General features: G+C 70.7%; 24 protein-coding genes and 1 pseudogene. 15 read left to right on the top strand and 10 right to left on the bottom strand.

Translation table 11 applies throughout. The features are described from left to right. Window positions 1-94: 94 nt before the first annotated feature. Both HNR57_RS00255 and HNR57_RS00250 read left to right on the top strand, forming a co-directional pair. Window positions 95-892: an SDR family oxidoreductase gene (locus HNR57_RS00255; protein ID WP_031103889.1), complete on the top strand. Its 798-nt coding sequence runs from the start codon at window positions 95-97 to the stop codon at window positions 890-892. 245 nt (window positions 893-1,137) lie between these two features. After that, on the top strand, window positions 1,138-2,022 hold the full coding sequence (locus tag HNR57_RS00250; protein ID WP_184553994.1) for an acyl-CoA thioesterase: 885 nt from the start codon (window positions 1,138-1,140) through the stop codon (window positions 2,020-2,022). A gap of 227 nt (window positions 2,023-2,249) precedes the next feature. On the opposite strand, the gene HNR57_RS00245 is transcribed toward HNR57_RS00250, so the two are convergent. After that, entirely contained in the window at window positions 2,250-2,870 is a 621-nt protein-coding gene (locus HNR57_RS00245) for a TetR/AcrR family transcriptional regulator (RefSeq protein ID WP_221341950.1), read from the bottom strand. Beyond that, window positions 2,867-4,162, bottom strand: coding sequence for a PucR family transcriptional regulator (locus tag HNR57_RS00240; RefSeq protein ID WP_184553991.1), 1,296 nt, complete (start codon window positions 4,160-4,162; stop codon window positions 2,867-2,869). The genes HNR57_RS00245 and HNR57_RS00240 overlap by 4 nt, the downstream gene beginning before the upstream one ends. Window positions 4,163-4,350: 188 nt before the next feature. Here HNR57_RS00240 and HNR57_RS00235 point away from each other — a divergent pair, with 188 nt between their 5' ends. The 6 genes from HNR57_RS00235 (at window position 4,351) to HNR57_RS00210 (ending at window position 11,815) form a co-directional block, all read left to right on the top strand. After that, the gene (locus HNR57_RS00235; RefSeq protein WP_184553988.1) at window positions 4,351-5,109 is read left to right on the top strand and encodes an ABC transporter ATP-binding protein; all 759 of its coding nucleotides are present in this window, start codon (window positions 4,351-4,353) and stop codon (window positions 5,107-5,109) included. After that, a complete protein-coding gene (locus HNR57_RS00230) occupies window positions 5,106-5,924 on the top strand; it encodes an ABC transporter ATP-binding protein (RefSeq protein WP_051853423.1) in 819 nt (272 codons plus the stop codon). The genes HNR57_RS00235 and HNR57_RS00230 overlap by 4 nt, the downstream gene beginning before the upstream one ends. Continuing rightward, window positions 5,921-6,802: a branched-chain amino acid ABC transporter permease gene (locus HNR57_RS00225; RefSeq protein WP_184553985.1), complete on the top strand. Its 882-nt coding sequence runs from the start codon at window positions 5,921-5,923 to the stop codon at window positions 6,800-6,802. Before HNR57_RS00230 ends, HNR57_RS00225 begins: the two co-directional genes overlap by 4 nt. Further along, window positions 6,799-7,914 (top strand): branched-chain amino acid ABC transporter permease, encoded by a 1,116-nt coding sequence (locus tag HNR57_RS00220; protein ID WP_184553980.1) that lies wholly within the window; start codon window positions 6,799-6,801, stop codon window positions 7,912-7,914. The genes HNR57_RS00225 and HNR57_RS00220 overlap by 4 nt, the downstream gene beginning before the upstream one ends. Window positions 7,915-7,919: 5 nt before the next feature. Then, complete coding sequence (locus HNR57_RS00215; protein WP_221341948.1) at window positions 7,920-9,197, top strand: ABC transporter substrate-binding protein; 1,278 nt, start codon at window positions 7,920-7,922, stop codon at window positions 9,195-9,197. A gap of 197 nt (window positions 9,198-9,394) precedes the next feature. After that, the gene (locus HNR57_RS00210; RefSeq protein WP_184553972.1) at window positions 9,395-11,815 is read left to right on the top strand and encodes a SpoIIE family protein phosphatase; all 2,421 of its coding nucleotides are present in this window, start codon (window positions 9,395-9,397) and stop codon (window positions 11,813-11,815) included. Window positions 11,816-11,843: 28 nt separating this feature from the next. On the opposite strand, the gene HNR57_RS00205 is transcribed toward HNR57_RS00210, so the two are convergent. Together HNR57_RS00205 and HNR57_RS00200 are read right to left on the bottom strand one after the other, a co-directional pair. Continuing rightward, window positions 11,844-13,460 (bottom strand): sodium/solute symporter, encoded by a 1,617-nt coding sequence (locus HNR57_RS00205; protein WP_184553969.1) that lies wholly within the window; start codon window positions 13,458-13,460, stop codon window positions 11,844-11,846. Next, a complete protein-coding gene (locus HNR57_RS00200) occupies window positions 13,457-13,939 on the bottom strand; it encodes a DUF485 domain-containing protein (protein WP_184553966.1) in 483 nt (160 codons plus the stop codon). Before HNR57_RS00200 ends, HNR57_RS00205 begins: the two co-directional genes overlap by 4 nt. A 235-nt stretch (window positions 13,940-14,174) precedes the next feature. Between HNR57_RS00200 and HNR57_RS00195 the strand changes: the two genes are divergently transcribed. Then, complete coding sequence (locus HNR57_RS00195; RefSeq protein ID WP_184553963.1) at window positions 14,175-15,287, top strand: catalase family protein; 1,113 nt, start codon at window positions 14,175-14,177, stop codon at window positions 15,285-15,287. 117 nt (window positions 15,288-15,404) lie between these two features. On the opposite strand, the gene HNR57_RS00190 is transcribed toward HNR57_RS00195, so the two are convergent. Next, window positions 15,405-16,361 (bottom strand): AraC-like ligand-binding domain-containing protein, encoded by a 957-nt coding sequence (locus tag HNR57_RS00190; RefSeq protein WP_221341947.1) that lies wholly within the window; start codon window positions 16,359-16,361, stop codon window positions 15,405-15,407. Between the two features lie 281 nt (window positions 16,362-16,642). Here HNR57_RS00190 and HNR57_RS00185 point away from each other — a divergent pair, with 281 nt between their 5' ends. From HNR57_RS00185 to HNR57_RS00165, 5 genes are read left to right on the top strand one after another with little or no spacing between them, the layout of a single operon-like run. Beyond that, on the top strand, window positions 16,643-18,034 hold the full coding sequence (locus HNR57_RS00185; protein ID WP_184553960.1) for an ATP-binding protein: 1,392 nt from the start codon (window positions 16,643-16,645) through the stop codon (window positions 18,032-18,034). Next, on the top strand, window positions 18,031-18,444 hold the full coding sequence (locus HNR57_RS00180; RefSeq protein ID WP_184553957.1) for a roadblock/LC7 domain-containing protein: 414 nt from the start codon (window positions 18,031-18,033) through the stop codon (window positions 18,442-18,444). The genes HNR57_RS00185 and HNR57_RS00180 overlap by 4 nt, the downstream gene beginning before the upstream one ends. Further along, window positions 18,441-18,800 (top strand): DUF742 domain-containing protein, encoded by a 360-nt coding sequence (locus HNR57_RS00175; protein ID WP_184553954.1) that lies wholly within the window; start codon window positions 18,441-18,443, stop codon window positions 18,798-18,800. Before HNR57_RS00180 ends, HNR57_RS00175 begins: the two co-directional genes overlap by 4 nt. Then, window positions 18,778-19,416 carry a GTP-binding protein gene (locus HNR57_RS00170; RefSeq protein WP_184553952.1) on the top strand — a complete coding sequence of 213 codons (639 nt, stop codon included), beginning with the start codon at window positions 18,778-18,780 and terminating at the stop codon, window positions 19,414-19,416. Before HNR57_RS00175 ends, HNR57_RS00170 begins: the two co-directional genes overlap by 23 nt. After that, a complete protein-coding gene (locus HNR57_RS00165; RefSeq protein WP_184553949.1) occupies window positions 19,413-20,780 on the top strand; it encodes a cytochrome P450 in 1,368 nt (455 codons plus the stop codon). The genes HNR57_RS00170 and HNR57_RS00165 overlap by 4 nt, the downstream gene beginning before the upstream one ends. On the opposite strand, the gene HNR57_RS00160 is transcribed toward HNR57_RS00165, so the two are convergent. Beyond that, complete coding sequence (locus HNR57_RS00160) at window positions 20,781-22,025, bottom strand: cytochrome P450 family protein (protein WP_184553947.1); 1,245 nt, start codon at window positions 22,023-22,025, stop codon at window positions 20,781-20,783. A 207-nt stretch (window positions 22,026-22,232) separates the two neighbouring features. On the opposite strand from HNR57_RS00160, the gene HNR57_RS00155 reads away from it, so the two are divergent. Further along, on the top strand, window positions 22,233-22,604 hold the full coding sequence (locus HNR57_RS00155; protein WP_246554109.1) for a hypothetical protein: 372 nt from the start codon (window positions 22,233-22,235) through the stop codon (window positions 22,602-22,604). Between the two features lie 75 nt (window positions 22,605-22,679). On the opposite strand, the gene HNR57_RS00150 is transcribed toward HNR57_RS00155, so the two are convergent. The 4 genes and pseudogenes from HNR57_RS00150 to HNR57_RS40520 all read right to left on the bottom strand — a co-directional run bounded on the left by HNR57_RS00150 (window position 22,680) and on the right by HNR57_RS40520 (window position 25,280). After that, on the bottom strand, window positions 22,680-22,916 hold the full coding sequence (locus tag HNR57_RS00150; protein WP_184553940.1) for a hypothetical protein: 237 nt from the start codon (window positions 22,914-22,916) through the stop codon (window positions 22,680-22,682). A gap of 87 nt (window positions 22,917-23,003) precedes the next feature. Continuing rightward, entirely contained in the window at window positions 23,004-23,195 is a 192-nt protein-coding gene (locus HNR57_RS00145; RefSeq protein WP_184553938.1) for a hypothetical protein, read from the bottom strand. Beyond that, a pseudogene (locus HNR57_RS00140) lies at window positions 23,192-24,642 on the bottom strand (hypothetical protein). Before HNR57_RS00140 ends, HNR57_RS00145 begins: the two are co-directional and overlap by 4 nt. Further along, window positions 24,639-25,280 carry a WhiB family transcriptional regulator gene (locus HNR57_RS40520; RefSeq protein WP_184556418.1) on the bottom strand — a complete coding sequence of 214 codons (642 nt, stop codon included), beginning with the start codon at window positions 25,278-25,280 and terminating at the stop codon, window positions 24,639-24,641. The pseudogene HNR57_RS00140 and the gene HNR57_RS40520 overlap by 4 nt, the downstream one beginning before the upstream one ends. Window positions 25,281-25,379: the final 99 nt, after the last annotated feature.

Here is a 25,379-nt window from a genome sequence, read left to right as displayed (position 1 = left end):
ACAGGAAAGGAGCGGTGATGAGCCGAGCAGTCCTCGCGCGTACGCCGATCGGTAAGGCGTGCATGGGTGCGGCAGAGCTGATCGGGGTGGTGTCGTGAACCCCGCCGCGCTGTTCGACGTCAGCGGAAAGACCGTGGTGGTGACCGGCGGTTCACGCGGAATCGGGCTGATGATCGCGCACGGTTTCGTGGCGGCCGGGGCTACTGTGATCATCAGTTCCCGCAAGGCCGAGGCGTGCGAGAAGGCGGCAGCGGAGTTGAACGCACTGACGTCCGCCGGCGCCGGAACCTGTCTGGCGCACCCGGCGGACCTGTCCACCACCGAGGGCCTGGACAGCCTGGCCCAGCGGGTCGCCGAGGTCGCGCCGCGGCTGAATGTCCTGGTCAACAATGCGGGAGCCGCCTGGGGTGCGCCGCTCGGCGAGTTCCCCGACTCGGGCTTCGACAAGGTGCTGAACGTCAACGTCAAGGCCGTCTTCTCGCTGACGCAACGCCTGCTGCCGCAATTGCGGGCGGCCGCCACCGCGGAGGACCCCGCGCGAGTGATCAACATCGGGTCGATCGACGGGCTCGTGGTCTCCGCGTCCGACAACTTCTCCTACGTCGCGAGCAAGGCGGCGGTGCACATGCTGACCCGCAAGACGGCCGCCGCGCTGGCCAGTGATCACATCACTGTCAACGCCCTTGCGCCGGGCCCGTTCCCGACCAAGATGATGGCGCACGCCCTGGACGACCCCGAGTTGCGGGACGCCGTGGTCGAGCGGGTGCCCCTCGGCCGCGTCGGCACTCCCGAGGACATCGCGAGTCCCGCGATCTTCCTCGCCTCCCGCGCGGGCGCCTACCTGACCGGCACGGTGATTCCCGTGGACGGCGGGATCTCCGGGACGCGCTGACCGGTCGCAGGTGAAGTGATCCATCAGCTACCTCGACGGTGGCGGCCTTTGTCAGCCTGAGGCCCTGAGGATCCGTCGGGCCCGAAGAGCTGGTCGCCCACTGCCGTGAGCACCTGGCCGCCTGCAAGGCCCCCCCCCGGGACCGTCAGCACCCGGGACGAGCTGCCCAAGACCACCAGCGGCAAGATCCTGCGCCGCGAACTGCGCGGGAAGACGTCCGCGTGACGAGTGAGAGGAGCCGAAGCATGGTCGGCCTGCCAGAGGTCCTGGCCCTCGACGAGACCGGGCCGGACCGGTTCCGGTCGGACCCGATCCCCAGCGAGTGGGCGCGGACGTTCGGTGGGCAGATCGCCGCCCAGTCGCTGATGGCCGCGGCGCGCACCCTCGACCGGTCGTACTCGGCCCACTCGCTGCACGGGTACTTCCTGCGGCCCGGCCGTCCGCACGAGCCGACCGTCCATCTGGTCGAGCGGCTCCGAGACGGCGGCAGCTTCTGCACCCGCCGGGTGACCGCGGTCCAGGCGGGGGAGGCGATCTTCACGGTGACGGCGTCGTTCCATCGCGGGGACGAAGGGTTCTCCCACCAGGTGGACATGCCGGCCGTGCCGGCGCCGGACGACATCCCGGAGTCCGACCGCATCAACGGCTGGGGCATGCCACGGCCCGCGGAGTGGAGCCACTGGGAGATGCGCTGGGTGCCGGGGGACGAGAGGGGCCACGCCCCGGGGGCGCCGGCCTGCCAGCGGGTGTGGATCCGGTACGGCCGCCCGCTGCCGGACGACGGTGCCGTCCACGCCTGCGCACTGACCTACCTCAGCGACATGGCACTGCTGGGCTCCGCGCGGCTGCCGCATCCCCCAACCGCCGTACAGGGTGCGTCGTTGGACCATTCGCTGTGGTTCCTGCGTCCCTTCCGTGCGGACGAGTGGCTGCTGTACGACCAGGTCTCCCCTTCGGCCGAGCACGGCCGGGCGCTCACCCGCGGGAGGCTGTTCGATACGGGCGGGCGTCTGGTGGCCGCCGTCGCGCAGGAGGGACTCATGCGCTTCGACCGGCCACGTCCGACGAAGGGCGGTGACCGGGAAATCTCCCTGTCACCCCCCGCTTCAGCTGTCCCCGACCCGCGTTGACCACGTCGGCTTAGACGTCACCGCAGGGCGTGCGCTGTTCGCGAGAGCACTGGTGGCGGCCACGGCCCCGCCGGCCGGGCCACTTCCGGCGATACGGGCAGGGCGGCCGTATCCCGCACGGGCGGTCATGCGACCGTTCGTCGCGCGGGGTGCGGTGGTCACCGTGGCGGGCGCGGTGCCCGGCGCAGCGACGGGGCTCGCACTGCGGCACGCGGGCGCCACGCGTTTCAGCCGGGCGGTGCCGACAGATGGATCAGGATGCCGCACACCTCGTCGACGATCTCCTGGGCCTCCGTCTCGTCGCCGCAGTCGCCCAGCTCGCGTGCCGCCCCGCCGATCACGGTGGTGAGCACTCTCACCCGCACCCGGCCGGCGCGTCGCTTCTCGTCCACCTCCAGCAGCCGGGCGTTGCGCCGTACCCACGCGCGGTCCCACTGGCGGCGCAGCGCGTCGAAGCCCGTGGGGCCGTCATCCTCCACGAGGAGTCTGCCGAACCGCCGGTTGTCCCAGGCGCCCTCCAGGTACGCCCTGGCTCCCGCCACGAAAAGGGCGATGGGGTCGTCCACGCCACGGCCTCGCTCGGCGGTCAGCGTGGCCGCGGTCCGGCGCTCCTGTGCCTCCCGGAACTCCTCCCACAGAGCGAGGTAGAGCCCTCGCTTTCCGCCGTAGTGCTGGAAGAGGCTGCCCACCGGCATGCCGGAGCGCGCCGCGATCTCGGCGAGACCGGCGTCGGCGTAACCGCGCTCGATGAACACCTCCAGTGCGGCGTCCAGAAGCGCACTCCGGACCGTTCGGTTCTGCCCGGTGGGTGCCTCCTCGGTCCCCGCGAACTCCACGATGCCGCTCACTGGTGATCCCCACCTTCCCCGGCCCCGTCGCGGATGGCGAGGGCGACCAGCAGTTCCAGGAGGTCGGCGATCCGGCGCGGATTGCGCCCAGTGCGTTCCTCGATCCGGCGCAACCGGTAGTGCGCCGTGTTGTGGTGTATCCGCAGCCGGTCGGCGGCCAGCCGCAGGTTGAGGTCGGCCTCCGCGAAGGCCCGTACGGTGGCCGCCAGCGTGTCGCCACGTCTGCGGTCGTCCTCCAGCAGCGCACGCACGCGGGGATCGACCAGCTGGCGGGCGAGGTCGTCGGCGCGCAGCGCCAGGTAGTCGAAGGGGGACAGGCGCGGCAGTGCCGCCACCCCGCCCCCGCTCGGTACGAGGTCGAGGGCGGCGCGTGCCTCCTCGTAGGCGCGTGGCAGTTCGCCGGCGCCCTCGGCGACCGTGCTGATGCCCATGGAGAGCATGGTTCCCTCGCGCGCGAGCCGCCGCTGCACCGCCTCGAAGTGGCTGCAGATGTCCTCCGCGTCCATGCCGGTGCGGACCACCGGCACGGCCACCACCTCGCCGTGGCGCACGACGACCAGGGTCCGGCCGGCCCAGGGCCCGGCGATACCGATGGACGCGCTGGTCGCGTAGCCGTGCTCGGCCGAGGTGAGGTCGCCGGTGCGGGTGTCGTCGACGCACACCGCCACGACCGCCATCATCGGCGAGTGCGGCCCTATGCCGTACGCCTGCGCCGCGGCGAGCAGCGGACCGCGCGCCGGTGCCGCGCCGGCCAGGAGCTGGTCCAGGAGGTCCCGGCGCTCCCGGTCCGCGTCGGCGACCACGTGTTGCTGGTACTCCACATAGGCCTGCGCGGCATGCGTGCTGGCGAAGTCGACGTACCGCATCAGCGGTGTGACGAGGGACAGCGCGGCCTGCTGTGCCTCGGCGGACGTGCCCGCGCAGTCCAGCAGCACGTCCCACAACACCTGCCGGCCGACCCGGAAGGCACTGATCCAGTCCTCGAGGGCGAACCCCGCGCGTGCTCTGCGCATGGCCGCCGCGCGGCTGAAGACCAGGTCTTCGGGGGCGATGTCCCGGCCGCCGGCCAGTGCCGCCAGCTGCATCCGGTAGTGCGTGAGGACCTGGTCCCGTACGTCGTCGAAGAACCGCTCGTCCTGCAGCGCGTACGACGGGATCTCCGTGCGCATGACCGCGACAGCGGTCTTCGCCACCTCCTCGAGCCGGTCCTGGACGGCGTGCAGGATCCGGTGCCGCTCCCGGCTGAGCGGGTCGGAGAGTGCGGGGGCGCCCAGTGCGGGTCCGCGAGACATGGCGCCGATCGTCGCTGCCCTCCTCGTGTCCCGTCAACAGGCCCGGCGGGCGACCTACCGGGGGAGCTGGGCGCGGCGCACAAGTCGGTGGCCACGAACTTGGGTGCTCGTACCCAATGTGCGCTCGGAAGGCCCCCACCTACTGTGACGTTCGCCCACCCCCCAGCACCTCGGAAGGGGCGTCACTCATGCTCGCGGTCGACGGTATCAGCGTGCGCTTCGGCGGGATCACGGCACTGGACGGTGTCGCGTTCACCGTCGAGCCGGGCACCGCCGTGGGGCTCATCGGACCGAACGGAGCCGGCAAGACCACCTTGTTCAACTGCCTCACCAGGCGCTGCGCCCCCGATGCGGGGACGGTGCGGTTCGAGGACGAGGACCTGCTCGCCCTCCCGCCGCACTCCGTGGCCGGGCGCGGCATCGCCCGCACCTTCCAGAACCTGGGTCTGTTCCCGCTGCTCACGGTCCGGGAGAACGTCATGGTCGGCGCCCACGGCCAGGGACGCACCGGACACCTCGCCGCGGCGCTCCGGCTGCCCCGCGTCCGGCGGGAGGAGAGGGAACTACGTGACCGGGCGGACGACTTGCTACGGCGTCTCGGCCTGGCGGAGGTCGCCGACCACCCGGCCTCTGGGCTGCCGTTCGGCACGCTCAAACGCGTCGAACTCGCCCGGGCGCTCGCGGTACGGCCCCGGCTGCTGTTGCTCGACGAACCCGTCAACGGGCTCAGCCACGGCGAGGTGGACCAGTTCGCGGATCTGGTCCGCTCGGTGCGCGAGGACTTCGACCTGACGCTCCTGGTGGTCGAACACCACATGGGGTTCGTGATGGGCCTGTGCGACAAGGTGGTCTGCCTCGACTTCGGGCGCAAGATCGCCGAGGGCTCACCGGAGGAGATCCAGCGCGACCCGGCGGTCATCGAGGCGTACCTGGGGGTGGCGGCATGACGGAACCCACCACCGACAGCACCGAAGCCGGACAGGTGAACGCGGAGCCGGACTTCCTGAAGGTCGCCGGGCTGCATGCCGGATACGGTCAGGCCCGCGTGCTCCAGGGGCTCGACTTCTCCGTCGCACGCGGCGAGGTGTGCGCGATCCTCGGGCCCAACGGCGCGGGCAAGACAACGACACTGCGGGCCCTGTGCGGCATGGTCCGCGGACGCGGCTCGGTGACGTTGAACGGCACGGAGCTGCTGGGCCGCTCGCCCGAGCAGACCGCCCGTCTCGGCGTGGCGCACGTGCCCGAGGGCCGGGGCACCTTCAACGACCTGACCGTCGAGGAGAACCTGCGCATCGGCGCCCACGTGCGCACCGGGCGGTGGCGGCGGGGCAGCGCCGAACGCGTCGCCGTGGCGGCCGACCTGGAACGGATCTACGACTACTTCCCCAAGCTGCGCCAGCGGTCCCGCCAGGCCGCCGGCAGCCTCAGCGGCGGCGAACAGCAGATGCTCGCCATCGGCAGGGCGCTGATGCTGCGGCCCGCCCTGCTGCTCCTGGACGAGCCGTCGCTGGGGCTCGCGCCGCTGGTCACGCGCGAGTTGTTCGAGATCGTCCGTGCCGTCAACGAGGAGGAACGCACCACCGTGGTCGTCGTCGAACAGAACGCCCAGCTCGCGCTGGATGTCGCGCACCGGGCGCACGTACTGGAGGCCGGCCGCCTGTTGCTGTCCGGGCCGTCCCGGGAGATCCGCGAGGACGGGCAGGTCGCCGAGGTCTACCTCGGTGTCTCCGTCCGCTCCGCGAAGGACGGGGGAGCGCCGTGACCGAACTGTTCCAGCAAGTGGTGGAAGGGGTCGGCTCCGGCGCTGTCTATGCCAGCCTGGCGCTGGCCCTGGTGCTGATCCACCGGTTCACCGGCATCGTGAACTTCGCCCAGGGCGAGCTCGCCATGATCTCCACGTACGTGGCGTGGCAGCTCGTGGCGTCCGGGATGTCCTTCTGGCTCGCGCTGCCGGTCACCCTGGCGGTGTCGTTCGCCGGCGGCATGCTGGTCGAGCGGATCGTCATCCGTCCCGTGCAGAATGCGCCCGAGCTGACGACGGTCATCGTCACCGTGGGCCTGTTCATCTTCGTCAACGCGATGGCCGGTCTCATCTGGTCGTTCACCGTGAAGGACTTCCCGCAGCCGTTCCCCGACGGCGGGATCGACCTGGCCGGGGTACGCGTGGACTGGTCGACACTCGGGATCATCGCGGTGGTGGCCGTCGTGATGGGGCTGCTGTACCTGCTGTTCCAGCACACCTCCAGCGGTCTGGTGATGCGGGCGGTCGCTTGCAACCCCGCCTCCGCCCGGCTGTCGGGCATCAGGGTGGGCCGGGTGCTGATGCTCGGCTGGGGGCTGGCCGCGACAGTCGGCGCCGTGTCGGGCGTGCTCGTCGCCCCGCTGCTTTTCCTCGAGCCCAACATGATGGGCGGGGTGCTGATCTACGCGTTTGCCGCGGCCACCCTCGGAGGCTTCGACAGCCCGGTCGGCGCGGTCGTCGGCGGCCTGTGCGTGGGCGTCGCCGAGACGCTGGCAGGGGCGTACGTGGACGTCGTCGGCGCCGATCTGAAGGTGGGCGTACCCCTGGTGATCATCCTGGCGGTGCTGTTGGTGCGGCCCCAGGGCCTGTTCGGACGGGCGGCGGTGGAACGCGCATGAGCACGATCGTCGCAACACTCGGCACCGACCGCGCCCGGCGTCTGCGGGCCGCGCTCACCACGCTGCTCGTGGCGGCCGTCGCCGTCAGCGCACCGTTCTACTTCGCTCCCTTCCAGGTCTTCCAGCTGACCATGGTGCTGCTGTACGCGGTGGCGCTGGCCGGACTGAACCTGCTGGTCGGATTCGGCGGGCAGATCTCGCTCGGGCACGGCGCGTTCTTCGCGGCAGGGGCCTACACGGCGGCGGTCATGCTCGACCGGTACGACACCGGTCACCTGGCCACGCTGCCGGTCGCGGCCGCCGGATGCTTCCTGCTGGGCCTCGGTTTCGGCGTGCCCGCCCTGCGACTGCGCGGACTGTACCTGGCCCTCGTCACCCTCGCGTTCGCGGTGTTCCTGCCGCCGCTGCTCAAACGGCTCGAACCGGTGACGGGCGGCTCCATGGGCCTGACCGTGGACAAGCTGCAACCGCCAGCGTGGAGCGGGATGGCCGAGGACCAGTGGACGTACTTCGTCGTCCTCGCGGTCACCGCGGTGTCCCTGCTGCTCGCCCGCAACCTGTTGCGGTCCCGGGTCGGCCGGGCACTGCTCGCCGTGCGGGACAACGAGAGCGCCGCGGAGGTCATGGGCGTACGGCTTTCGTTGCACAAGACCCTCGCCTTCGCATGGAGCGCGCTGTTCGCGGGTGTCGCCGGGTGCGTCTACACCTGGGTGATCGGCTTCGTCTCACCGGACTCGTTCAGCTTCGTCCTGTCCATCACCCTGCTGGCCGGCCTGGTGGTCGGAGGGCTCGCCTCGCTGTACGGACCGCTGCTGGGAGCGGCCTTCGTGATGTATGTGCCGAGCGTCGCCCAGGACATCAGCGAGGCGGCACCCGGTGTGGTGTTCGGCCTGCTGATCATCGCGGTGATGTTCGTGGCGCCGACGGGACTGGCCGGTCTGGCGGGCCGTGTCCGGGGCACCGCCGCCCGTCGACTCATCCGCACCACCACCCCCGCCGCCGACGACGACCGGCCGTCCGGCTCCGAACCCTCAGCGCCCCCCACCCCGGCGGATCCCGCCGCTGTCGATGCCGAACCCGTGGGCGCACCGCCCCGCCCGGAAAAGGAATGAATCACATGCGCAAGAAGACCACTCTGCGGGCGGTCGCGGCCGCTTCCGCCGCCCTGCTCCTCACCACCGCCTGCAACAGCCAGCGTGGGCAGGACGACAAGGACGCGGCCGCCGACGGCGCGTGCCAGGGCCAGCAGACCACCGGCATCACCGACAAGACCATCAAGCTGGGCGGCATCTACCCGCTGTCGGGGCCGGCCTCCGCGTACGGCACGATCAGCAAGGGCGTGAGCGCCTACTTCAAGCACGTCAACGACAAGGGCGGCATCGACGGCCGCACGGTCGAGTTCATCGTCCGCGACGACGGCTACCAGCCTCCCAAGGCGGTCGAGGAGGCCCGCAGACTGGTCGAGCAGGAGAAGGTCTTCGCCGTCTTCCAGACCCTGGGCACGCCCTCCACGGCCGCCGTGTGGGACTACCTGGACAAGCGGAAGGTGCCGCAGCCTTTCGTCGCCACCGGCGCCTCCGTCTGGGGCACGGACGACAACCACCCGTGGACCACCGGCTGGCAGCCCAACTACATCTCCGAGGCACGCGTGTACGCCAAGTACCTCAAGGAGGAGAAGCCGAAGGCCAAGGTCGCCGTCCTCTACCAGAACGACGACTTCGGCAAGGATCTGCTCGGCGGGTTCGAGGCGGCCGTCGCCGGCAGCGGCATCAAGGTGGTCGCCGAGGAGAGCTACGAGGTCACCGACCCCTCGGTCTCGGCGCAGATGACGAGTCTCGCCCGGTCCAAGGCGGATGTGCTGCTCAACATCACCACCCCGAAGTTCGGCAGCCAGGCCCTCGCCGCCGACGCCAAGAACGCCAAGTGGAACCCACTGCACATCGTGAACAACGTGTCCTCGTCCGCCACCGTGCTGAAGCCCGTCGGGTTCAAGAACGTCCAGGGCGTGGTCTCGGCGACCTACTTCAAGGACCCCGCCGACCCGCAGTGGGCGGACGACGCGGAGATGAAGACGTACCGGGAAGCGCTGCGCAAGCACGTGCCCGGCTCCGACCCGGCCAACCAGTTCAACGCCTACGGCTGGGCCGCCGCCTCCAGCCTGCACAAGGCCCTGGACGCGATGAAGTGCCCGACCAGGGAGGGGCTGCGGGACGCGGTGCGCAACCTCAAGGACGTCAAGGTGGACATGCTGCTCCCCGGTGTCACCCTCTCCACCGGGCCCGATGACGCCTTCCCGATCGAGACGATGCAGCTGATGCGGTTCAAGGGCGAGCGCTGGCAGCTGTTCGGCAAGCCGGTGGACACCCGCAAGGAGTTCGGCCCGCCGGCGAAGTGAGCCTGCGGGGCCGGTCCCCAGGGGTCGGTGCCCCAGACCCCTGGGGACCGGCCCCGCTCAGTCCGTCGTAACCCTCCTGCCCGCCGTGTCGCGCGCCGGACAGGGCCGCGGCCTCTGCCGGGTTTCAATAGGCTTACCGGGTCAGCAGGAGACATCGGCGACCGAGTACGCGGTGGTGTCCAGCGGTGGAGAAGCCGATGACGGAACTCAGCGAAAGCCACGACGATCCGTTCGCCCCGCACCTCGCTGCCTTGGTGGTGCTCGACGACCGGGGAGTAGTGGTCGGGTGGAACCGGCGGGCTCAGGAGCTGCTCGGCCATTCGGACACAGCCGTGATCGGTCGTCCGGCGTTGGAGGTGCTGGTCGATCCTCCTGATCTGCCGGCTGTCACTGAGGCCGCGGCGAAGTGCAGGAGAGCCGGTGGTTGGTTCGGCGTGCTCACACTGCGCCACCGCGACGGGCAGCTCGTGGAGCTGGGGCTCAGGGCCCATGAGCTGTCACGCGGTGACCGGGGACGTGAGTGGTTTGTCGCGGGGGCACCCGCGGGTGACGTCCTCGAATGGCAGAGGGACCGGGCGGTCCTCGACGGGTTGTACCGCCAGTGCCCGATCGGCTTGGTCATCCACGGCCCCGACCAGAGGATCCTCCGGGTCAACCGGGCCATCGAACGGTTCAGCGGCGTCCCGGCAGCGGACTTCCGGGGGCTGTCCACCGGCCGGTTCCTCCTTGCCGACGACGCGCGCAAGGCTGTGGACCGTGTGCGCCAGGTGATGCAGACCGGAAGACCCCTGGTCTACTCCGAGCAGTTCGTCCGCTTGGAGCAGGATCCGGCACGAGAGCGGGTCGCGTTGGTCTCGTCCTTCCGGATGGAAGATCCCTCCGGCCGTGTCCTGGGTGTGGCCGAGATGATCGAGGACATCACCGAACGCCATCGGGCCCAGCGTCGGCTCGCGCTCCTCGACCAGATGGGCAGCCGTATCGGAACCACGCTCGACGTGGCCGAGACCGCCCGGGAACTGGCCGAAGTGATGGTGCCCCACCTCGCCGACCATGTGTCGGTGGACCTGCTTCAGGCTGTGACGCGCGGTGAGGAACCGACGCGCGCCGTGGCAGGGCCCGTGGTCCGGCTGGGGACCTGCGGCGTTGGTGCCCAGCAACCCGGCCCGCCCCACCCCGAGGGCCACCCCGTGGAGTTCGGGCCCGACACACCACAGGCCGGATGTCTGGCCGAGGGACGGCCCGTGCTGGAGCCGGTTCTGCCGCCCGACTGGGTTTCGGCGGCGGGCCGTCAGGGGGCCCAGGCTCCGGACCTGGGCGCCCACTCCCTGATCGTGGTACCTCTTGCCGCGCGCGGCCTGGTGCTCGGTGTGATGACCCTGTGGCGCTCGCGCCGCCCCGATGCCTTCGAGGCGGACGATCTCACCCTCGCTCAGGAACTCGCCTCGCGCGCCGCCGTCGCCATCGACAACGCCCGGCGCTTCACCCAGCAGCAGCAGACCGCGTTCACCTTGCAGAGCAGCCTTCTGCCCCGGACGGTTCCGGACCAGTCGGCCGTCGAGGTGGCCCTGCGGTACCTGCCGGCCAGCGCGGGCCCGGGCCTGGGCGGCGACTGGTTCGACGTCATTCCCCTGTCCGGGGCCCGGGTCGCCCTCGTCGTGGGCGACGTGGTGGGACGCGGCATTCATGCTGCCGCCACCATGGGCCGGCTACGCACCGCCGTCCATACGCTCGCCAGCCTTGACCTGGAACCGGACGAGGTCCTCTCCCGCCTCGACGACCTGGTCGACCTGCTGGCGGCCGAACACGAAGCAGTCGGCGAGCGGCCCGTGGGTGAGCAGGTCGTCGGCGCCACGTGCCTGTACGCCGTCTACGACCCGGTCTCCGGACGCTGCTCGGTGGCCCGTGCCGGTCATCCGCCGCCGGTGGTGACCGCTCCGGATGGACAGGTGGCGCTGCTCGACCTGCCGGCCGGCCCACCGCTGGGCCTGGGCGGTCTGCCGTTCGAGACCCGGGACATCGAACTGGCCGAGGGAAGCCTGCTGTCTCTGTACACCAACGGGATCATCGGCGAGCGCCACATCGATGCCGACGCCGGCCTGACGAAGCTGTGCGCGGCGCTCGCCCGCCCTGCGGGCGCGCTGGAACGCACCTGCCAAGCGGTGATCGACGCGCTCGTGCCCTCGCGCCCCAGCGACGACGTCGTACTGCTGATCGCCCGCACCCGCATGCTGCCACGGGCCGACGTCGCCTCCTGGCAGCTGCCGCCAGAGCCTGCCAGCGCCGGCCGGGCCAGGGCGTTGACCTCGGCCAAGCTGACCGAGTGGGGTCTGGAACACTTGGCGTTCACCACGGAGTTGATCGCCAGCGAACTGGTCACCAACGTCTATCGCTACGCCGGCGGCCCTGCGACCCTGCGGCTGATCCGTGAGCGGTGTCTGGTGTGCGAGGTCAGCGACACCAGCCACACCTCACCACACCTGCGCCACGCCCGTACGACCGACGAGGGCGGGCGCGGCCTGTTCCTGGTGGCTCAGATGACCGAACGCTGGGGTACCCGCTACACCCGCGAGGGCAAGACCGTGTGGACCGAACAACCGCTGACCGGCACGCCCGTCTGACCGTCTCGGCCCGCCCGCGCCACGGTGGTCATTCGGCTGCGGCGAGAAGCCGTGCCTCGCTCTCCTCGTACCGGCGCCGCTGCTCACGGCTGTCGGCGGCACGGCGACGGTGGTCCAGACGGCTGCCCAGCCAGCCCGCGAGGTAGCCGAACGGGATGGAGACCAGCCCGGCGGACTGCATGGGGAACAGGGCGAAGTCGGCATGCGGGAAGACGGCGGACGGCGTGCCCGAAACGGCCTTGGAGAAGACCATGAGCAGCAACGCGCAGGTCCCGCCGCCGTAGAGGGCGGCGAGCAGGCCGGTGCGCGTGAACCCGCGCCAGAACAGGGAGTAGGTGAGCGCGGGTGCCACCGCTGATGCCCCGATGCAGATGGCCAGAGTGGTCAGCACGCCGACGTCCCAGTTCTGCACCATGGTGGCGAGCCCGATGGCGACGATCCCCACGGCCACGCTCGTCCACGCCGCCACCGTCATCTCGGTACGGGGCTCGGCCTGTCCCCGCCGCACCGCGTGGGCGAACAGGTCGTGGGCGAGTGACGAAGCCGCGGCCAGGGTCATCCCCGCGACCGACGACAGCAGGGTGATGAACACCATCCCCGCCACGGCCGAGTACAGGATCGCCGCGCCCGCGGAGCCGGGGGCCCCGCCGAGCACCTGGGACAGCATGAGCACCGACGTCCTGCCGTGCGGGTCCGCCGCGGTGATGTGCTGCGATCCCACCAGGGCCGCCGCGCCCGTACCCATGATGATCACGAGCAGGCAGAACGTGGTGACCGTGCCGACCGCCCATGACATGGAGCGACGCACGGCCGGTACGTCCTGCGCGGAGTACAGGCGCATGGTGATGTGCGGCAGGCAGGCCACGCCGAGGATGATGGTGATCTGGAGACTGACGAAGTCCAGCCGGCCACCGGTGGACGTGCCGAGCTGCAGGCCCTGCTGAAGGTAGGCGGGGCCCGCGCCGCTGCCGTGCTGGGCTGCCTTGAGGATGTCGCCGGGGCTCCAGTCGAAGCGGTTGAGGACGAGAGCGGCGACGACGATGCTGGTGCCGAGCAGGAGCACGATCTTGATCATCTGAATGAGCGCGGTGCCCCGCATACCGCCGATCGCCGCGTAGATGATCATCAGAGTGCCGACGATGACGATGCACGCCGTCCTGGCACCCGCAGCGTACGGAATGTCCAGGATGAAGGTGAGCAGCGATCCGGCTCCGGAGAGCTGGACGACCAGGAAGGGCAGGGTCGCCGAGAGTGTCACCACGCAGGCGGCGATCCGCACGGCCCGTCCGGACGTGTTGCGGGCCAGGACGTCGCCCATGGTGAACCTGCCGGCGTTGCGCAGGGGCTCGGCCAGCAGGAACATCAGCAGCACCAGGGACAGGGCGGTGCTGACCGCAAGGACGTAGCCGTCGTATCCGGCGAGCGCGATGATGCCGGTGGTGCTCAGCACCGTGGCGGCGGAGATGTAGTCGCCCGCGATCGCCAGGCCGTTCTTGAGCGGGGTGAGCGACAGGTAGCCGGTGTAGAAGTTCGCCAGGTCGTCGCGGTCCGGTCCCGCCATGACGCACATCAGCAGCGTGACGGTGACCAGCGTCGTGAACAGAACCAGGATGATGGCCTGCGTCCCGGAGCTGAAGTCGTTCATCTCGCCATCTCCGCGTTCCGGCCGGTCGGGACCGCCCGCTCCCGGACGGCGCGGGCCAACGGATCCACGGAGCGTTGTGCGCTGCGCCCGTACCAGAAGACCGCCGCGAAGGTGACGACGAGTTGGAGGATGCCCAGGGCCATGCCCAGGCTCAGCTCTCCGGTGACCTTGGATCCCATCAGACCGGGCGCGTAGCAGGACAGCACGACATACACCACGAAGGAGCCGAGCGCGGTGAGCGTGGAGATCCGGCGGAGCAGGCGGTAGGCCGAGCGGAGGGCGGTGAGGTCGGCGTCGTCTCGATGACTCTCGTGCGCGTAGGGGGCGTCCCAGGGGACTTGCCGACCGTACGAGTCGTATCGCGCGGCGTCGTGCCCGTACGACTCCGGCCACGGATTCTGTCCGTACGTCTCGTGTCGAGGGGGGATCCCGTAGGACTGTGCTGAGGGTGGGTACCGGTTCTCGTCGGCGTATGTCATCGCCTGGCCTTCCACTGCGGCTCGGATCCGTGCGGTAAACGGGAAAGAGTGCTTCAGGCGGCGCACCATACCGACTGGTTGGAATGCCTGTAAGTCCGCCGTAGGTCACGTTTCGGCGTTGATGTGGTCCCCTGGGTGCGGGGGCATGGGATACATCACACGTAGTTATGTTGTGCGCAATTTAATTGCTGGCTAGCGTCTGAGGTCAGGAGCACCCACACATGGAGGCAGCACCATGGATCCCGTCCGCTACGAGCATTACCGTCCCGTCGAACGTCCGACCTACCAGGAAGAGTTGGACGCGGTGGTCGCACAGGTGGCGCAGCGCACCGGAGCCTCGGTCGAGCGTGAGGCCGTCGGCCGCGCCGTCCGCACCGCTCACGGAAAGACCCACGGCCTGCTGAAGGCCACCGTCACGGTCGGTGACAACCATGGCTTCCACGGGCAGGGCATCTTCGCCCGGCCCACCGAGTACGACGCCGTCGTCCGCTACTCCAACGGTCTGGGCCACCAGCGTCCCGACCATCAGCTGGGCGCGGCGTGCGGGATGGGCATCAAGCTGTTCGGGGTCCCCGGACCCTCATTGCTGGCCGACGAACCCGACACCGGTACCTTCGACCTCAACCTGATCAACAACGACGTCTTCTTCGCGAACACGGCCTACGACTACATGGTCATCGAGGATCTGTTCGCGGAGCTGCCCGAGGCCCTGGTGAACCCCGCCCGCCGCAAGACCTGGATGGCGGAGTTCCTGACCCGCCGGGGCACGCTCACCGACCCGGACGGCTGGCTGTGGGACGAACTGTTCGCCATGCTCTCGTTCACCACCGTCCCGCGCAGAAACCTGCTGTCGTACACCTACAACAGCATGGGTGCCTTCCGGTACGGCGATCACATCGCCAAGATCCGCACCGTGCCGACGGCCGAGTCCCTGGCCGCTCTCACGCACCAGATCGTGGACGTGCGCGCGGACAACGAGGCGTTTCGCCGCACCCTGGTCGCCGAGGCCGCGGAACGGAACCACTCCTTCGACCTCCAAGTGCAGCTCAACACCGATCTGGCACGTATGCCGGTGGACAACACCTCCGTGAAGTGGCCCGAAGAGTTGTCCCCCTGGGTGACCGTCGCCCGTGTGGACCTCCCGCGTCAGGACATCGGCGGGGACGACAACGTGACGGCCGCCGACGCCACGTCGATCACACCGTGGCGCTCACGCGAGGAGCACCGGCCCATCGGCGAGATCCAGCGGGTGCGGCAGGAGGTCTACCGGCGCTCGTCCATCGAGCGGCACCGCATCAATGGACAGCAGCGGCGCGAACCGGTCAGCAGCGCGCACGTGCTCGGCTGAGCCGGCCGAGCCGCGTCCCGTCACCCGCGCCGACCGGTGGCCGGCGGCACGCGTTTCCGGGACTGCCGGTTGCCCCGCTGTACGGGAGAGCCCGTCGGCCGACCCGTGCGGGCGGGATCAGCGGGCCTTGGAACGCATCTCCCGGGGGCTCACCCCGAAGCGTCGTCGGAAGGCCGTACTCATGGCGCTCGCCGAGGAGAAGCCCGAGGCGTACGCCAGGTCCGTGATCGTCATGTGCTCGCAGTCGGCGCGCAGGAGACGCTCGCGGACCAGACGCAGGCGCTCCTCGCGGATCAGGTCGCGGGGGGTGGTGCCCACGTGCTGGAGCGCGAGCTGGATCTGCCGGAGGGACCAGCCGAGGGCGCGGGCCATGGAGGCGCCGGACAGGTCGGGGTCGGCCGCGTGATCGCGCACGTGGCGGCGGACCACCGCCTCCACCGCGGTCAGATGGCCCGGGACGTCGGGGCGGTCGTCGCCGCAGGCGAGCATACACAGCAGCTCGACCACGCGATCGCAGACGGCGTCGAACTGTGAGGTGGTGAGGTGGCCGCGTTCGGCGTTCAGGCCGCGCACCATGGAGTGCACCACGCGACCCAGCCCCTTGCTCAGATCGAGCCCGGTGGCCAGCGACGCCTTCCGGTTCAGCGGGCCGTCGATCTCCTGAGCCGGGATTGACATGATGACACCGCGCAGGGACGCACCGTGCAGGAGCTCGAACGGCGCACCGAGTGTGAGCAGGCTGCCCGTGCCCGGCGTCAACCGCACCTCCTGGTCGTCCTGTCGCAGTAACAGCTCGCCGGCCAGCGGGAAGAGGAGCCGGTAGTCGGGGTCGGGCATCTGGCGGATCAGACCCGGTGTGCGGACGTACTCGATCTGGTCGCTGTGCCAGGTGACCACCTGGTAGCTGTCGCTGCGCTGCCGGATCATCTCGCCGCGGAAGACTTCGGCGCGCGCGTATCTGTAGTCCAGCCTGGTCTGGTACGCCCCGACGCGCTCACTCCACAGATCGGTCTGCTCGCGTACCTCGACCTCGGCGGTCCTCGTCGTCTCCACGACGTAACTTCCCGTGGGCAACGCTTCCCCTTTGCTGCGACGTCTCTCGACGGCTCGAGAGCAGCCCGGAACTCCCCGTGTTCAAAGACTGTTACAACTCGTCAGGTTAGGGACCAGCAATCGGTTTCCGGAACTCGTCCCAGCATTGTCGGCCTGGTCCAAAACCGAACCGGTCGCGCTCCGCACGCCCCACGAACGTGCCTGCGTCCCACGGCAACTTCCTTGCGCGCACGGACAAGTGCCGATGCGGACGCGCCGCTACCGTCGTGCGCTCGTCGACCGCCACTTGCTGTGAGGACTTGATGACGGAACAGATACCGGAGGCGGTGGTCTGGTGCCTGGCCGTGGGCCTGTTCGCCGTGACCGTGCTGCTGGTGCGGGAACGCGGCATCAGCGCACGGCAGCGCAGACGGAACGCCGAACTGGGGGACGGCCTTCGGGCACGGGACGCGGAATTGCGGCACCTCGTCTCCGCCCGGCTGCCGGCCCTGGAGACCGCGACCCACCAGCAGGTCCCGGCCGTCGGTCTGCTCGACATCCGGCTCACCGACACGGAGTTCGCGAAGTGCCTCGACGCCGTCGTGGAGCGATTCGCCGGCGCCGTCGAGCACGCCCGGCTGCGCGCCGACCAGTCGGCGAAGGCCGCCTTGAAGGCGTCGATGCGCTCCATTCAGGCCTTGGCCAACGAACAGCAGGTGTCCATCGCCGAGATGCAGGACCGGCACGACAACCCCGGCGTGCTGAGCGACCTGCTCGAAATCGACCACGCCAACGCCCAGTTCGGCCGCCGTGCCCAGGCCATCGCCGTGCTGTGCGGCTCGTGGCCCGGCCGCCAGCGCGCCACCTCCGCGCTCGTCGAGGTGGTACGCGGCGCCACCTCCCGCATCCGCGACTACCGGCGCATCCGCATCAACGGCGAGGTCGACATCGCCGTGCGGAGCCGGGCGGTCGAACCGGTGGTGCTCGCGGTCGCCGAACTGCTCGACAACGCGGCACGTCACTCGCAGCCGGGCACGACCGTCGAGGTCACCGTCCAGCCGGTGCACAACGGCGCCTGTGTGGTGATCGACGACGCCGGGGTCGGCATGGACGGCCAGGCGGCCGCGCACGCCGCCGAACTGCTCGCCGGCACACACGCGGTGGACATCACCCGGCTCGGCGACCCGCCCCGCTTCGGCTTCGCCGTCATCGGGGCTCTCACCGAGCGCTACGGATTCAGCGTCTCCGTGGACACGCTCTCGCCGTACGGCGGTGTACGCGCGGTGATGTTCCTGCCGACCGCCCTGCTCACGCACCTGGACGCCGCGTCTCACGCGCCCGTGCCGTCCGCCGAACCGCGCGTGCCCACGTCCGCCGCCGCCCCCGCGCACCCCCGGGCGCAGACGCATTCGCCCGGCACGGCCCCCACCGCCGATCCGGCCGCCCCCGCTCCCGATCCCCGCCCCGATGCCGCACCCGCCCCCGACCCCGCACCCGAACCCGAACCCGTGGAGGCGACGACGCCGGGCGGCCTGCCCAAGCGCCGTCGCCGCTCCCCACGGCAACCGGCCCCACACCCCGTACCGGCCGACGACGTCGGCGGCCGCTCGGCCGAGGAGAACGCCCGGCGCATGGGCGCCTTCGCACGCGGCACCCGCTCCGGCCGGGCCGCCCGGCACACGCTCCACGACGATGAAGGGAACAGCCACGAATGACCGGGCCCACCAACAACACGTTGGGCTGGATGCTGGACGAGGTGCTGAAGGTTCCGCAGGCGCGTCACGCGATCCTGCTCTCCGCCGACGGCATGCTCCGCGCCTTCTCCAAAGAGATCGACCGGGACGACGCCGAACGGTTGGCCGCGGGCCTGTCCGGCGTCCAGTCGATCAGCCGCAGCACGGCCGAGTTCTGCGGCACCCCGCACACCCCGTGGCGGCAGACCATGATCGAGTTCGCGCACGGCTACGTCTTCCTGGTCGCCGCCGGAGAGGGCGCCTACCTCGCGGTCTCCACCAGCGAGGACGTCGACATGGAGGCGGTCACCTACCGCATGCACAAACTCGTCGACCGGCTCGGCAAGGAGCTGACCAGCCCCGCCCGGCAGGACACCGGCAGCCCGGCATGACACCCCGGCGCCGTCCCACAGACCGGCTGGTGCGGTCGTACGTCGTCACGGACGGCCGCGCCCACCCGACCCGTAACACCCTGGACCTGGTCACGCTGTTGATCGCGACCGACGATCTGCCGCTGACCGGACTCAACCCGGAAAAGCGCAGGCTCATGGAGCTGTGCCGGCCCGGGGCCCTGTCCGTCGCCGAGGTGGCCGGCCATCTGTCGCTGCCGGTCGGCGTGGCCAAAGTGCTGATCGCCGATCTCATGGACAGCGGCCACATCGTCACCCGCGCGCCGATCCCCGCCGCCCGGCCGACCGACGCCCGAATCCTCCAGGAGGTGCTCGATGGACTCCGCGCTCGCCTCTGACGACGTCTACCTGCGGCCCAGCGTGCAGACCGCGGTCAAACTGCTGATCGTGGGCCACTTCGCGGTCGGCAAGACCACGTTCGTCGGCACGCTCTCCGAGATCCGGCCCCTGCGCACCGAGGAGGTCATGACCGAGGCCGGCGCCCTCGTCGACGACCTGGCGGGCATGCGAGACAAGACGACCACCACGGTCGCCCTCGACTTCGGCCGGCTCACCCTCAACGACCGCCTGGTGCTCTACCTCTTCGGCACCCCGGGCCAGCAGCGCTTCACCCGGCTGTGGCAGGACATGACCCAAGGCGCGCTCGGCGCGCTCGTCCTCGCCGACACACGCCGCCTCAGCCAGTCGTTCGAGGTGATGGGCGTGCTGGAGGAGCACGGGCTGCCGTACGCGGTCGCCCTGAACCAGTTCCACGACGCCCCCGCGTATGAGCTGGACGAGGTGCGCGAGGCCCTCGACCTGCTGCCCGAAACCCCGCTCGTCCGCTGCGACGCCCGCGACCGGGTGTCGTCCACGCGGGCACTCATCCGTCTCGTCGAGTACCTCCTGACCCTTCCGCCCTCCCGGCTTCGCCAGAGCGAGGGGACCCCCGACGGCCACCTGGAGCACGCGTGACCTCCGTACCACCTGTACCACCAGTACCGCCGGTACCGCCGCCGGGCTGTCCCGCGCATGAGTCGCTCTACGGCCCTGAGTTCGCCGCCGACCCTGCAGCCGTCTACCGGCGGCTGCGCGACATCGGCCCCATCGCGCCGGTCGAGCTGGCGCCCGGCGTGCGGGCCTCGCTCGTCGTCGGATACGACGCCGCCCTGCACGTGCTGCGCAGCACCGAGACCTTCTCCAAGGACCCCCGCCGGTGGAAGGACCTCGCGGACGGTACCGTCCCCATGGACAGTCCGGTCGTGCCGATGATGATGTACCGGCCGAACGCGCTCTGGACCGACGGCGCGGAACACCGCAGGCTGCGCGGCGCGATCACGGACGCCCTGGCCCGGGTGGACCCCGCCACCCTGCGCGGCCACGTCGAGGCGAGCGCGGACACGCTCATCGACCGCATCGCCCCGGCCGGGCGGGCCGATCTGCTCGGCGAGTACGCCCAGGTGCTTCCCCTGCTGGTGTTCAACCGTCTGTTCGGCTGCCCGGCCGACTACGGTGAGCGGCTGGTACAGGGGATGTCCGGGATCTTCGACGGAGTGGACGCCGAGAAGGCGAACGAACTGCTCGCGACGACGCTGCTGGACCTCGTCACGCTGAAGCGCCGGCGGCCCGGGCCGGATGTGACGTCCTGGCTCATGGACCATCCCGCCGGCCTCACGGATGAGGAGATGGTGCACACCCTTGTCCTGCTCATGGGCGCGGGTACCGAGCCCCAGCAGAACCTGATCGCCAACAGCCTGCGGCTGCTGCTGTCCGACGACCGGTTCGCGGGCAGCCTCGCGGGCGGCAGTCTGCCGGTGGAGGACGCTCTCGACGAGGTGTTGTGGACCGACCCGCCCATGGCCAACTACGCCGTGCACTATCCGGTTCACGACGTCGTCCACGACGGGGTGGTGCTGCGGGCGGGGCATCCGCTCGTGGTCAGTCTCGCCGCGGCGAACACCGATCCCTCCCTGAGAACGGATCAGCGGGCGGGCAACCGCGCCCACCTGGCGTGGAGCGCGGGCCCGCACAACTGTCCGGCGCAGAGTCCGGCCCGGCTGATCGCGGCGGTGGCGGTGGAGAAGCTGCTCGATCGTCTTCCCGATGTCGAACTCGCCGTACCGGTCAAGGCGTTGGCTTGGCGACCGGGTCCTTTCCACCGCGGGCTGGTCGCGCTGCCGGTGACGTTTCCACCGGCGACCGCCACCCCGTCCGGCGTCGGCGACCCGCCGCCCGTGGAGGGCGACGCGCCGACGCCCCAGCCGTCCGTGGTGCCCGAGACCAGTGGTGTGCCGCGCGGATGGGCCGCCCGTCTGCTGGCGTGGTGGCGTGGCGAGTGATCAGCACAGGCGTACCGGAAGGGCACGGTGGCCGTTGGAGATGAAGGAGTCGACCGGTTCCAACTCGTCCTGGGACACGGCCAGTCGGAGTCCGGGGAAGCGGTCGAAGAGCGCCCGCAGCGCGATGTGGGCCTCGAGCCGCCCCAGCGGTGCGCCCAGGCAGAAGTGCACGCCGTGGCCGAAGGCGAGGTGCTCCTTGTCGATGCGGGTGACGTCGAAGAGGTCGGCGTCCTCGCCGTACTTCCCGGGGTGACGTCCGGCGGCCGCGTACGCGGCGAGGATGGCCTCGCCCTTGCCGATCACCACCCCGTCCGGGCCGCCGAACTCGCTCATCACGAGGTCGTCGACGGCGTACCGCAGCGGCAGGCTGGCGACGGGCGCCTCCACGCGCAGCGCCTCCTCGACCACGTCCTCCCAGGAGACGCGGCCGGAGCGGACGTGGGTGAGCTGGTCCGGATGGGTCAGCAGGAGGTGGACGGCGTTGTCGATCAGGTTGACGGTGGTCTCGTGGCCGGCGCTGATCATGAGCACCAGGGTGTCGAGCAGTTCCTGCTCGCTCAGCCGGTTGCCGCCGTCGTCGTCGCGGGCCGCGATGAGTGCCGAGGTCAGGTCGTCGCCCGGCGATCGCCGCTTGAGGGCGACGAGTTCGCCCAGTGCCGCGTAGAACCGTGCGTAGTTGTCGGTGACTTCCTCCGGGGTGGCGGAGGTGTGGAAGACGCCGTCCACGACGGCCCGTAGCTCCGCGCCCTGTTCCTGGGGCAGGCCGAGGAGTTCGCTGATCACCTGGATCGGCAGCGGGTAGCAGAACTCCTCGCGCAGATCGACGATGTGCCCGTGCCGTCCGGCCGCCTCGACCCCGTCCAGCAGGGTCGCGGTGATCTCCTCGACACGGGGTCGGAGCGCCGTGGTGCGGCGTGCGGTGAACGCCTTGGAGACCAGGGCGCGCAGCCGTTTGTGCTCGCCTCCGTAGGCGGTGAACATGTTCTGCACCGCGACCCAGGTGAACAGCGGCCATTCCGGGGAGATCTCACCTTTGATCCACCGGGGCCAGTGCCGGCGTGGGTCCTTGGAGACGCGTGGGTCGGTGAGCAGGCGCTTGAGGAGGTCGGGACTGCTGACGGCCCATGCCTGGACGCCCTCGGGCAGTTCGACGGGGGTCACCGGTCCGAGCTCGCGTATCCGGGCGGCCTCGCCGTGGATGTCGCGGCCGGTCGGGTCGATCACTAAGGGGCGGGGGTATCCCATGGAAGCCTCCAGGCGCTCGCACATCGATACGACCCGTAAAGCTACTTGGACGTAGCGTGTCCGGGGGAGAGATATCGCCATGCGCTGCGCAAGGGGACAACTTCTCTGCGTGCCGAGGCAAGTTGGCGCTTCGCCGCCGCCCTACGGTCGGGGTGTCGGATCGGAGAGCCGGTGAGGGTGATGACAGTCGGCAGGACCTCGTGGTGGATGCAACCGGGCAGTGTCGAGGTGCGGATCGTGGCCGCGGGCGGCTGGTGGGACGCCGTACGGGTACCGCTCGAGCTCGGGGCCGATGCACTCCGGCACCTCGGCGACGAGACGGGAGCCGTGATCGCGGACGGCTTCGGCGAACGCCTGTACTGGCTGATCCCTCCTGGTTCGGCCGCCGACTGGGAGCTCCCGCGGGTGCGTGTCCTGGGCCGGGGCTGGCACGTGGCGATCCCCCCGCTCCACCGCGTCACGCGCCCCGGTCTGTACTGGCAGGTCTCCCCGTCGCGCGGCCACGAATGGACGAACACGCCCCGCCTGCACTCCGCCCTCCGCACGGCCCTCCTCCGCAGGAAGTCGCCCACCCTCTGACACCCGCCCCGGCCGATCCTGAGCCCGGCCGGGGCGGGATGCGCAGGGTGTCACACTCCGTCATGTCCGGGTTCGTCATCGGGTTTCGGGCCTCATGGTTCGGGTGTGGTGCTGGATAGTCGCGGCCAGCGCGATGACGTCGGCCGGTCCCAGGAGGACGCGGACGGGTCCGTCGGGCCGGTTCTGGACGAGCCACTGGCCGGTCGGCGCGAGGACGGCGGTGTGCAGGAGCCGCCGGCGGACCAGGACGTCCGCCCAGGCGCTGGCCTCGGCGGCGGTGGGCTCGGAAGAGCGAGGGCGACGCGAAATCACTGCGTGTCTCCTGGAGCGGGGCGGTGGCCCGGCACGGAGCCGGGTCACCCGTTCCGGATAGGGGTGCTGAGCTGGGGCTTTGCCGGTTCAGCCGCACTCGGGGCAGCGCCCGATGTGGCTGTTGAGCGCCCGGGCCATCCGCTGCTTCGTCGAGGCAGCCTGCTTCGCGCTGGATTTCGCCGACGGCCTGCCCTCGTGCCGCTTGGAGTGGGCGAGCATGAAGCCGATCTCCCGCTCGTACTCCGCACGGACGATGTCGAACTGGTGGCAGGTCTTCATCGGGCGGTGCTCCGTGTCTTCGTGGTGTCGTCGCTCCGCAGTTCCTGGAGGACGAGGCTCAGCCGGTCGTTCCGGCCGCCCTTGAGGCCCTCGCGGCGGAGGATCTCCCGCAGCTGGACCCGGGTGACGGACTCGTTGCCGTCCCGTTCGAGCAGGGCGGGGACATGGGGGCGGACCTGCTGGACGAGCTGTTCCACCGACTGCTCCAGCTCGCGTGGCGGGCGCTGTGTCTCCGGGGTGCGGGACCGGCCGCGCTTCCCCTTGCTCTTCGTCCTGGTCTTCGTGGTCGTCTTCCGCCGGAGGGGGACCGTGTGTCCCCGGTCCCCGGTGGGCTCGGTCCCCGTGTCGGTGTTGGTCGGTCCCCGGTCCCCGGTGGGCTCGATCCCCGACTCGGCGGCGTTCGGTCCCTGTCGCGGATCAGGGCCTTGAGCAGGAACTTCTCGCGTAGCGCGGTCGGTCCCCACGCCCCGGGCGTTCCCCTCCGACGCTTCCGGACTGGCGGGACCGGTCCCCGGGACCGTGCCTCCTTCTGGGGCCTCGGTCCGCACCCCGGTCCCCGCGTTCTCGCCTTCGGTCCCCGCGTCTGCCGACGTCTTCGAGTCCGCGATCTCGGGGACCGGTCCCCGCGGGGCGCTTGGTCCCCGGTCCCCGTCCAACTCGTCGGGACCGTGGGGACCGGGGACCGGAGCCTTCGAGGACGACTGCGAGAGGACTGTGGCTGCCGTTGCGGTGTTCTGCACCGGGGACCAGGGCGAGGGCAGCGGGACCGTGGCGAGCGCGAGTGCGTGTCGGCGGGCGGCGAGGGTGACCGCGCGGGTGGTCGCCCGGTCCCGGGTGATCTGCGCGGCGTCGCGGTCGCGCGCGGCGATGCCGAGGCGGGACAGGAGACGCTCGGGTGCCTCCCGGCCCAGGACGGCGATCAGTCCGTGGGAGGCGGCGCCGGGGGTGCGCAGGCGCAACTCGATCCCCATCGCGAGGTGCCACAGCATCGCCGCCATGACCGGCCCGACGAAGGCCCTGACCGTGCCGCCGATAGGACCGCTCTCGGCGTAGGCCGGGATCACCTGCACTCCGGTGATCACCCAGACCAGGGTGCCCGGCAGACCGGGAGCGCCCTGTGTGGCGAGGTTCTGGCGTGCCATCAGGGCGGTCGCGAAGAGCGCCAGCTCGGCGGCGGCGAACATACCGGCGCGCTCTCGGCGGTGCCAGCCATGTCGAGGAAGTCGGCAGCGAAGCGCCACGAGGTGTCGGCGCTGTAGGCGGTGCAGCCCATGGCCGCAAGGGCAGCGACCTTGACCGCCGGACCGCCGAGATGTTTCTGGGGGCGCGTACCCCGGCGCCGGATCGTCCAGGCGGCCAGCACCAGCAGGAGGGTGGCGGGCACGCTAGCGGCGAGGAGGAGAGGGAGGTCCGGAGCGGCGCTGAGGGCCAGGACGGGGTGGGTCATGCGGCCTTTCCGAGAGGGGCGTGCGCCGGAGTCGATGCTGCCGGGCGGGCTGCTAGCTGCTGTGTGCCGGATGCGGCGGGCGCGGGGCTGCTTGCTGCCGGGGTGGTCTTCTTCCGCTTCTTCTTGGGCCGGGGCACGCCGTAGCTGCGGTCGCGGTCGAAGACCTTGTTGGCGGCCTGCCGGAGCAGGTCTCGGGCATGCTTGTGGCTGATCTGCAGGGTGGCGGCGAGCCGGTCCGGCCGCCAGCCGCGGACGTAGGCGTGTTCGATGACGACCTGCCGCTCGGCCTCGGTCAAATGCATGTCGCGTCCCTGGAAGAAGGCCGTTACGCGGCGGTAGTCGAGACGCTGAGGCAGTCCGTCGTGCAAGGGACGCCTCTCGGCTTCCGTCAGGCCGCCCCAGACGCCCTCCTTGAGGACGTTCTCCAGGGCGAAGTCGAGGCAGTCGCGGCGAACCGGGCACCAGCCGCACAGCTCCTTCGCCTCGGCGATGGCCTCGTGGTCCCGGGGAAGGGGGAAGAACACGGCGTCGGCGTCCTCGACGTCCATACCGTGGCACGCTCCACGGGTGTGCCAGCTGGTGTCTCCGATGCCGCGCAGGCCGGTGGCCGGCGCGTCGTGGGTGGTGATGTGGCGCAAGGCGGTCTCCGATGTGTGCCGCGTCCGCCCGGTCGAGGGGTGCTCGGCGGACGCGGCGTCGGGTGCCGACTGCAGCGCGCGGACGTGCGCCGCAGCCGG

The organism is Streptomyces paradoxus (assembly GCF_014202475.1).
GTDB lineage: Bacteria > Actinomycetota > Actinomycetes > Streptomycetales > Streptomycetaceae > Streptomyces > Streptomyces paradoxus.
The sequence above is the reverse complement of the archived record's forward strand: the minus strand, read 5'-3'. Positions and strand labels throughout refer to the sequence as shown.

What these genes read in the sequence shown, in the direction of transcription:
- HNR57_RS00155 (WP_246554109.1), top strand. Translation starts at nt 22,233, where the DNA reads ATGCAACCGGGCAGTGTCGAGGTGCGGATCGTGGCCGCGGGCGGCTGG.
- HNR57_RS00235 (WP_184553988.1), top strand. Translation starts at nt 4,351, where the DNA reads ATGCTCGCGGTCGACGGTATCAGCGTGCGCTTCGGCGGGATCACGGCA.
- HNR57_RS00200 (WP_184553966.1), bottom strand. Translation starts at nt 13,939, where the DNA reads ATGACATACGCCGACGAGAACCGGTACCCACCCTCAGCACAGTCCTAC.
- HNR57_RS00145 (WP_184553938.1), bottom strand. Translation starts at nt 23,195, where the DNA reads ATGAAGACCTGCCACCAGTTCGACATCGTCCGTGCGGAGTACGAGCGG.
- HNR57_RS00160 (WP_184553947.1), bottom strand. Translation starts at nt 22,025, where the DNA reads ATGGGATACCCCCGCCCCTTAGTGATCGACCCGACCGGCCGCGACATC.
- HNR57_RS00180 (WP_184553957.1), top strand. Translation starts at nt 18,031, where the DNA reads ATGACCGGGCCCACCAACAACACGTTGGGCTGGATGCTGGACGAGGTG.
- HNR57_RS00195 (WP_184553963.1), top strand. Translation starts at nt 14,175, where the DNA reads ATGGATCCCGTCCGCTACGAGCATTACCGTCCCGTCGAACGTCCGACC.
- HNR57_RS00205 (WP_184553969.1), bottom strand. Translation starts at nt 13,460, where the DNA reads ATGAACGACTTCAGCTCCGGGACGCAGGCCATCATCCTGGTTCTGTTC.
- HNR57_RS00170 (WP_184553952.1), top strand. Translation starts at nt 18,778, where the DNA reads ATGGACTCCGCGCTCGCCTCTGACGACGTCTACCTGCGGCCCAGCGTG.
- HNR57_RS00175 (WP_184553954.1), top strand. Translation starts at nt 18,441, where the DNA reads ATGACACCCCGGCGCCGTCCCACAGACCGGCTGGTGCGGTCGTACGTC.
- HNR57_RS00220 (WP_184553980.1), top strand. Translation starts at nt 6,799, where the DNA reads ATGAGCACGATCGTCGCAACACTCGGCACCGACCGCGCCCGGCGTCTG.
- HNR57_RS00250 (WP_184553994.1), top strand. Translation starts at nt 1,138, where the DNA reads ATGGTCGGCCTGCCAGAGGTCCTGGCCCTCGACGAGACCGGGCCGGAC.
- HNR57_RS00210 (WP_184553972.1), top strand. Translation starts at nt 9,395, where the DNA reads ATGACGGAACTCAGCGAAAGCCACGACGATCCGTTCGCCCCGCACCTC.
- HNR57_RS00240 (WP_184553991.1), bottom strand. Translation starts at nt 4,162, where the DNA reads ATGTCTCGCGGACCCGCACTGGGCGCCCCCGCACTCTCCGACCCGCTC.
- HNR57_RS00185 (WP_184553960.1), top strand. Translation starts at nt 16,643, where the DNA reads ATGACGGAACAGATACCGGAGGCGGTGGTCTGGTGCCTGGCCGTGGGC.
- HNR57_RS00230 (WP_051853423.1), top strand. Translation starts at nt 5,106, where the DNA reads ATGACGGAACCCACCACCGACAGCACCGAAGCCGGACAGGTGAACGCG.
- HNR57_RS00215 (WP_221341948.1), top strand. Translation starts at nt 7,920, where the DNA reads ATGCGCAAGAAGACCACTCTGCGGGCGGTCGCGGCCGCTTCCGCCGCC.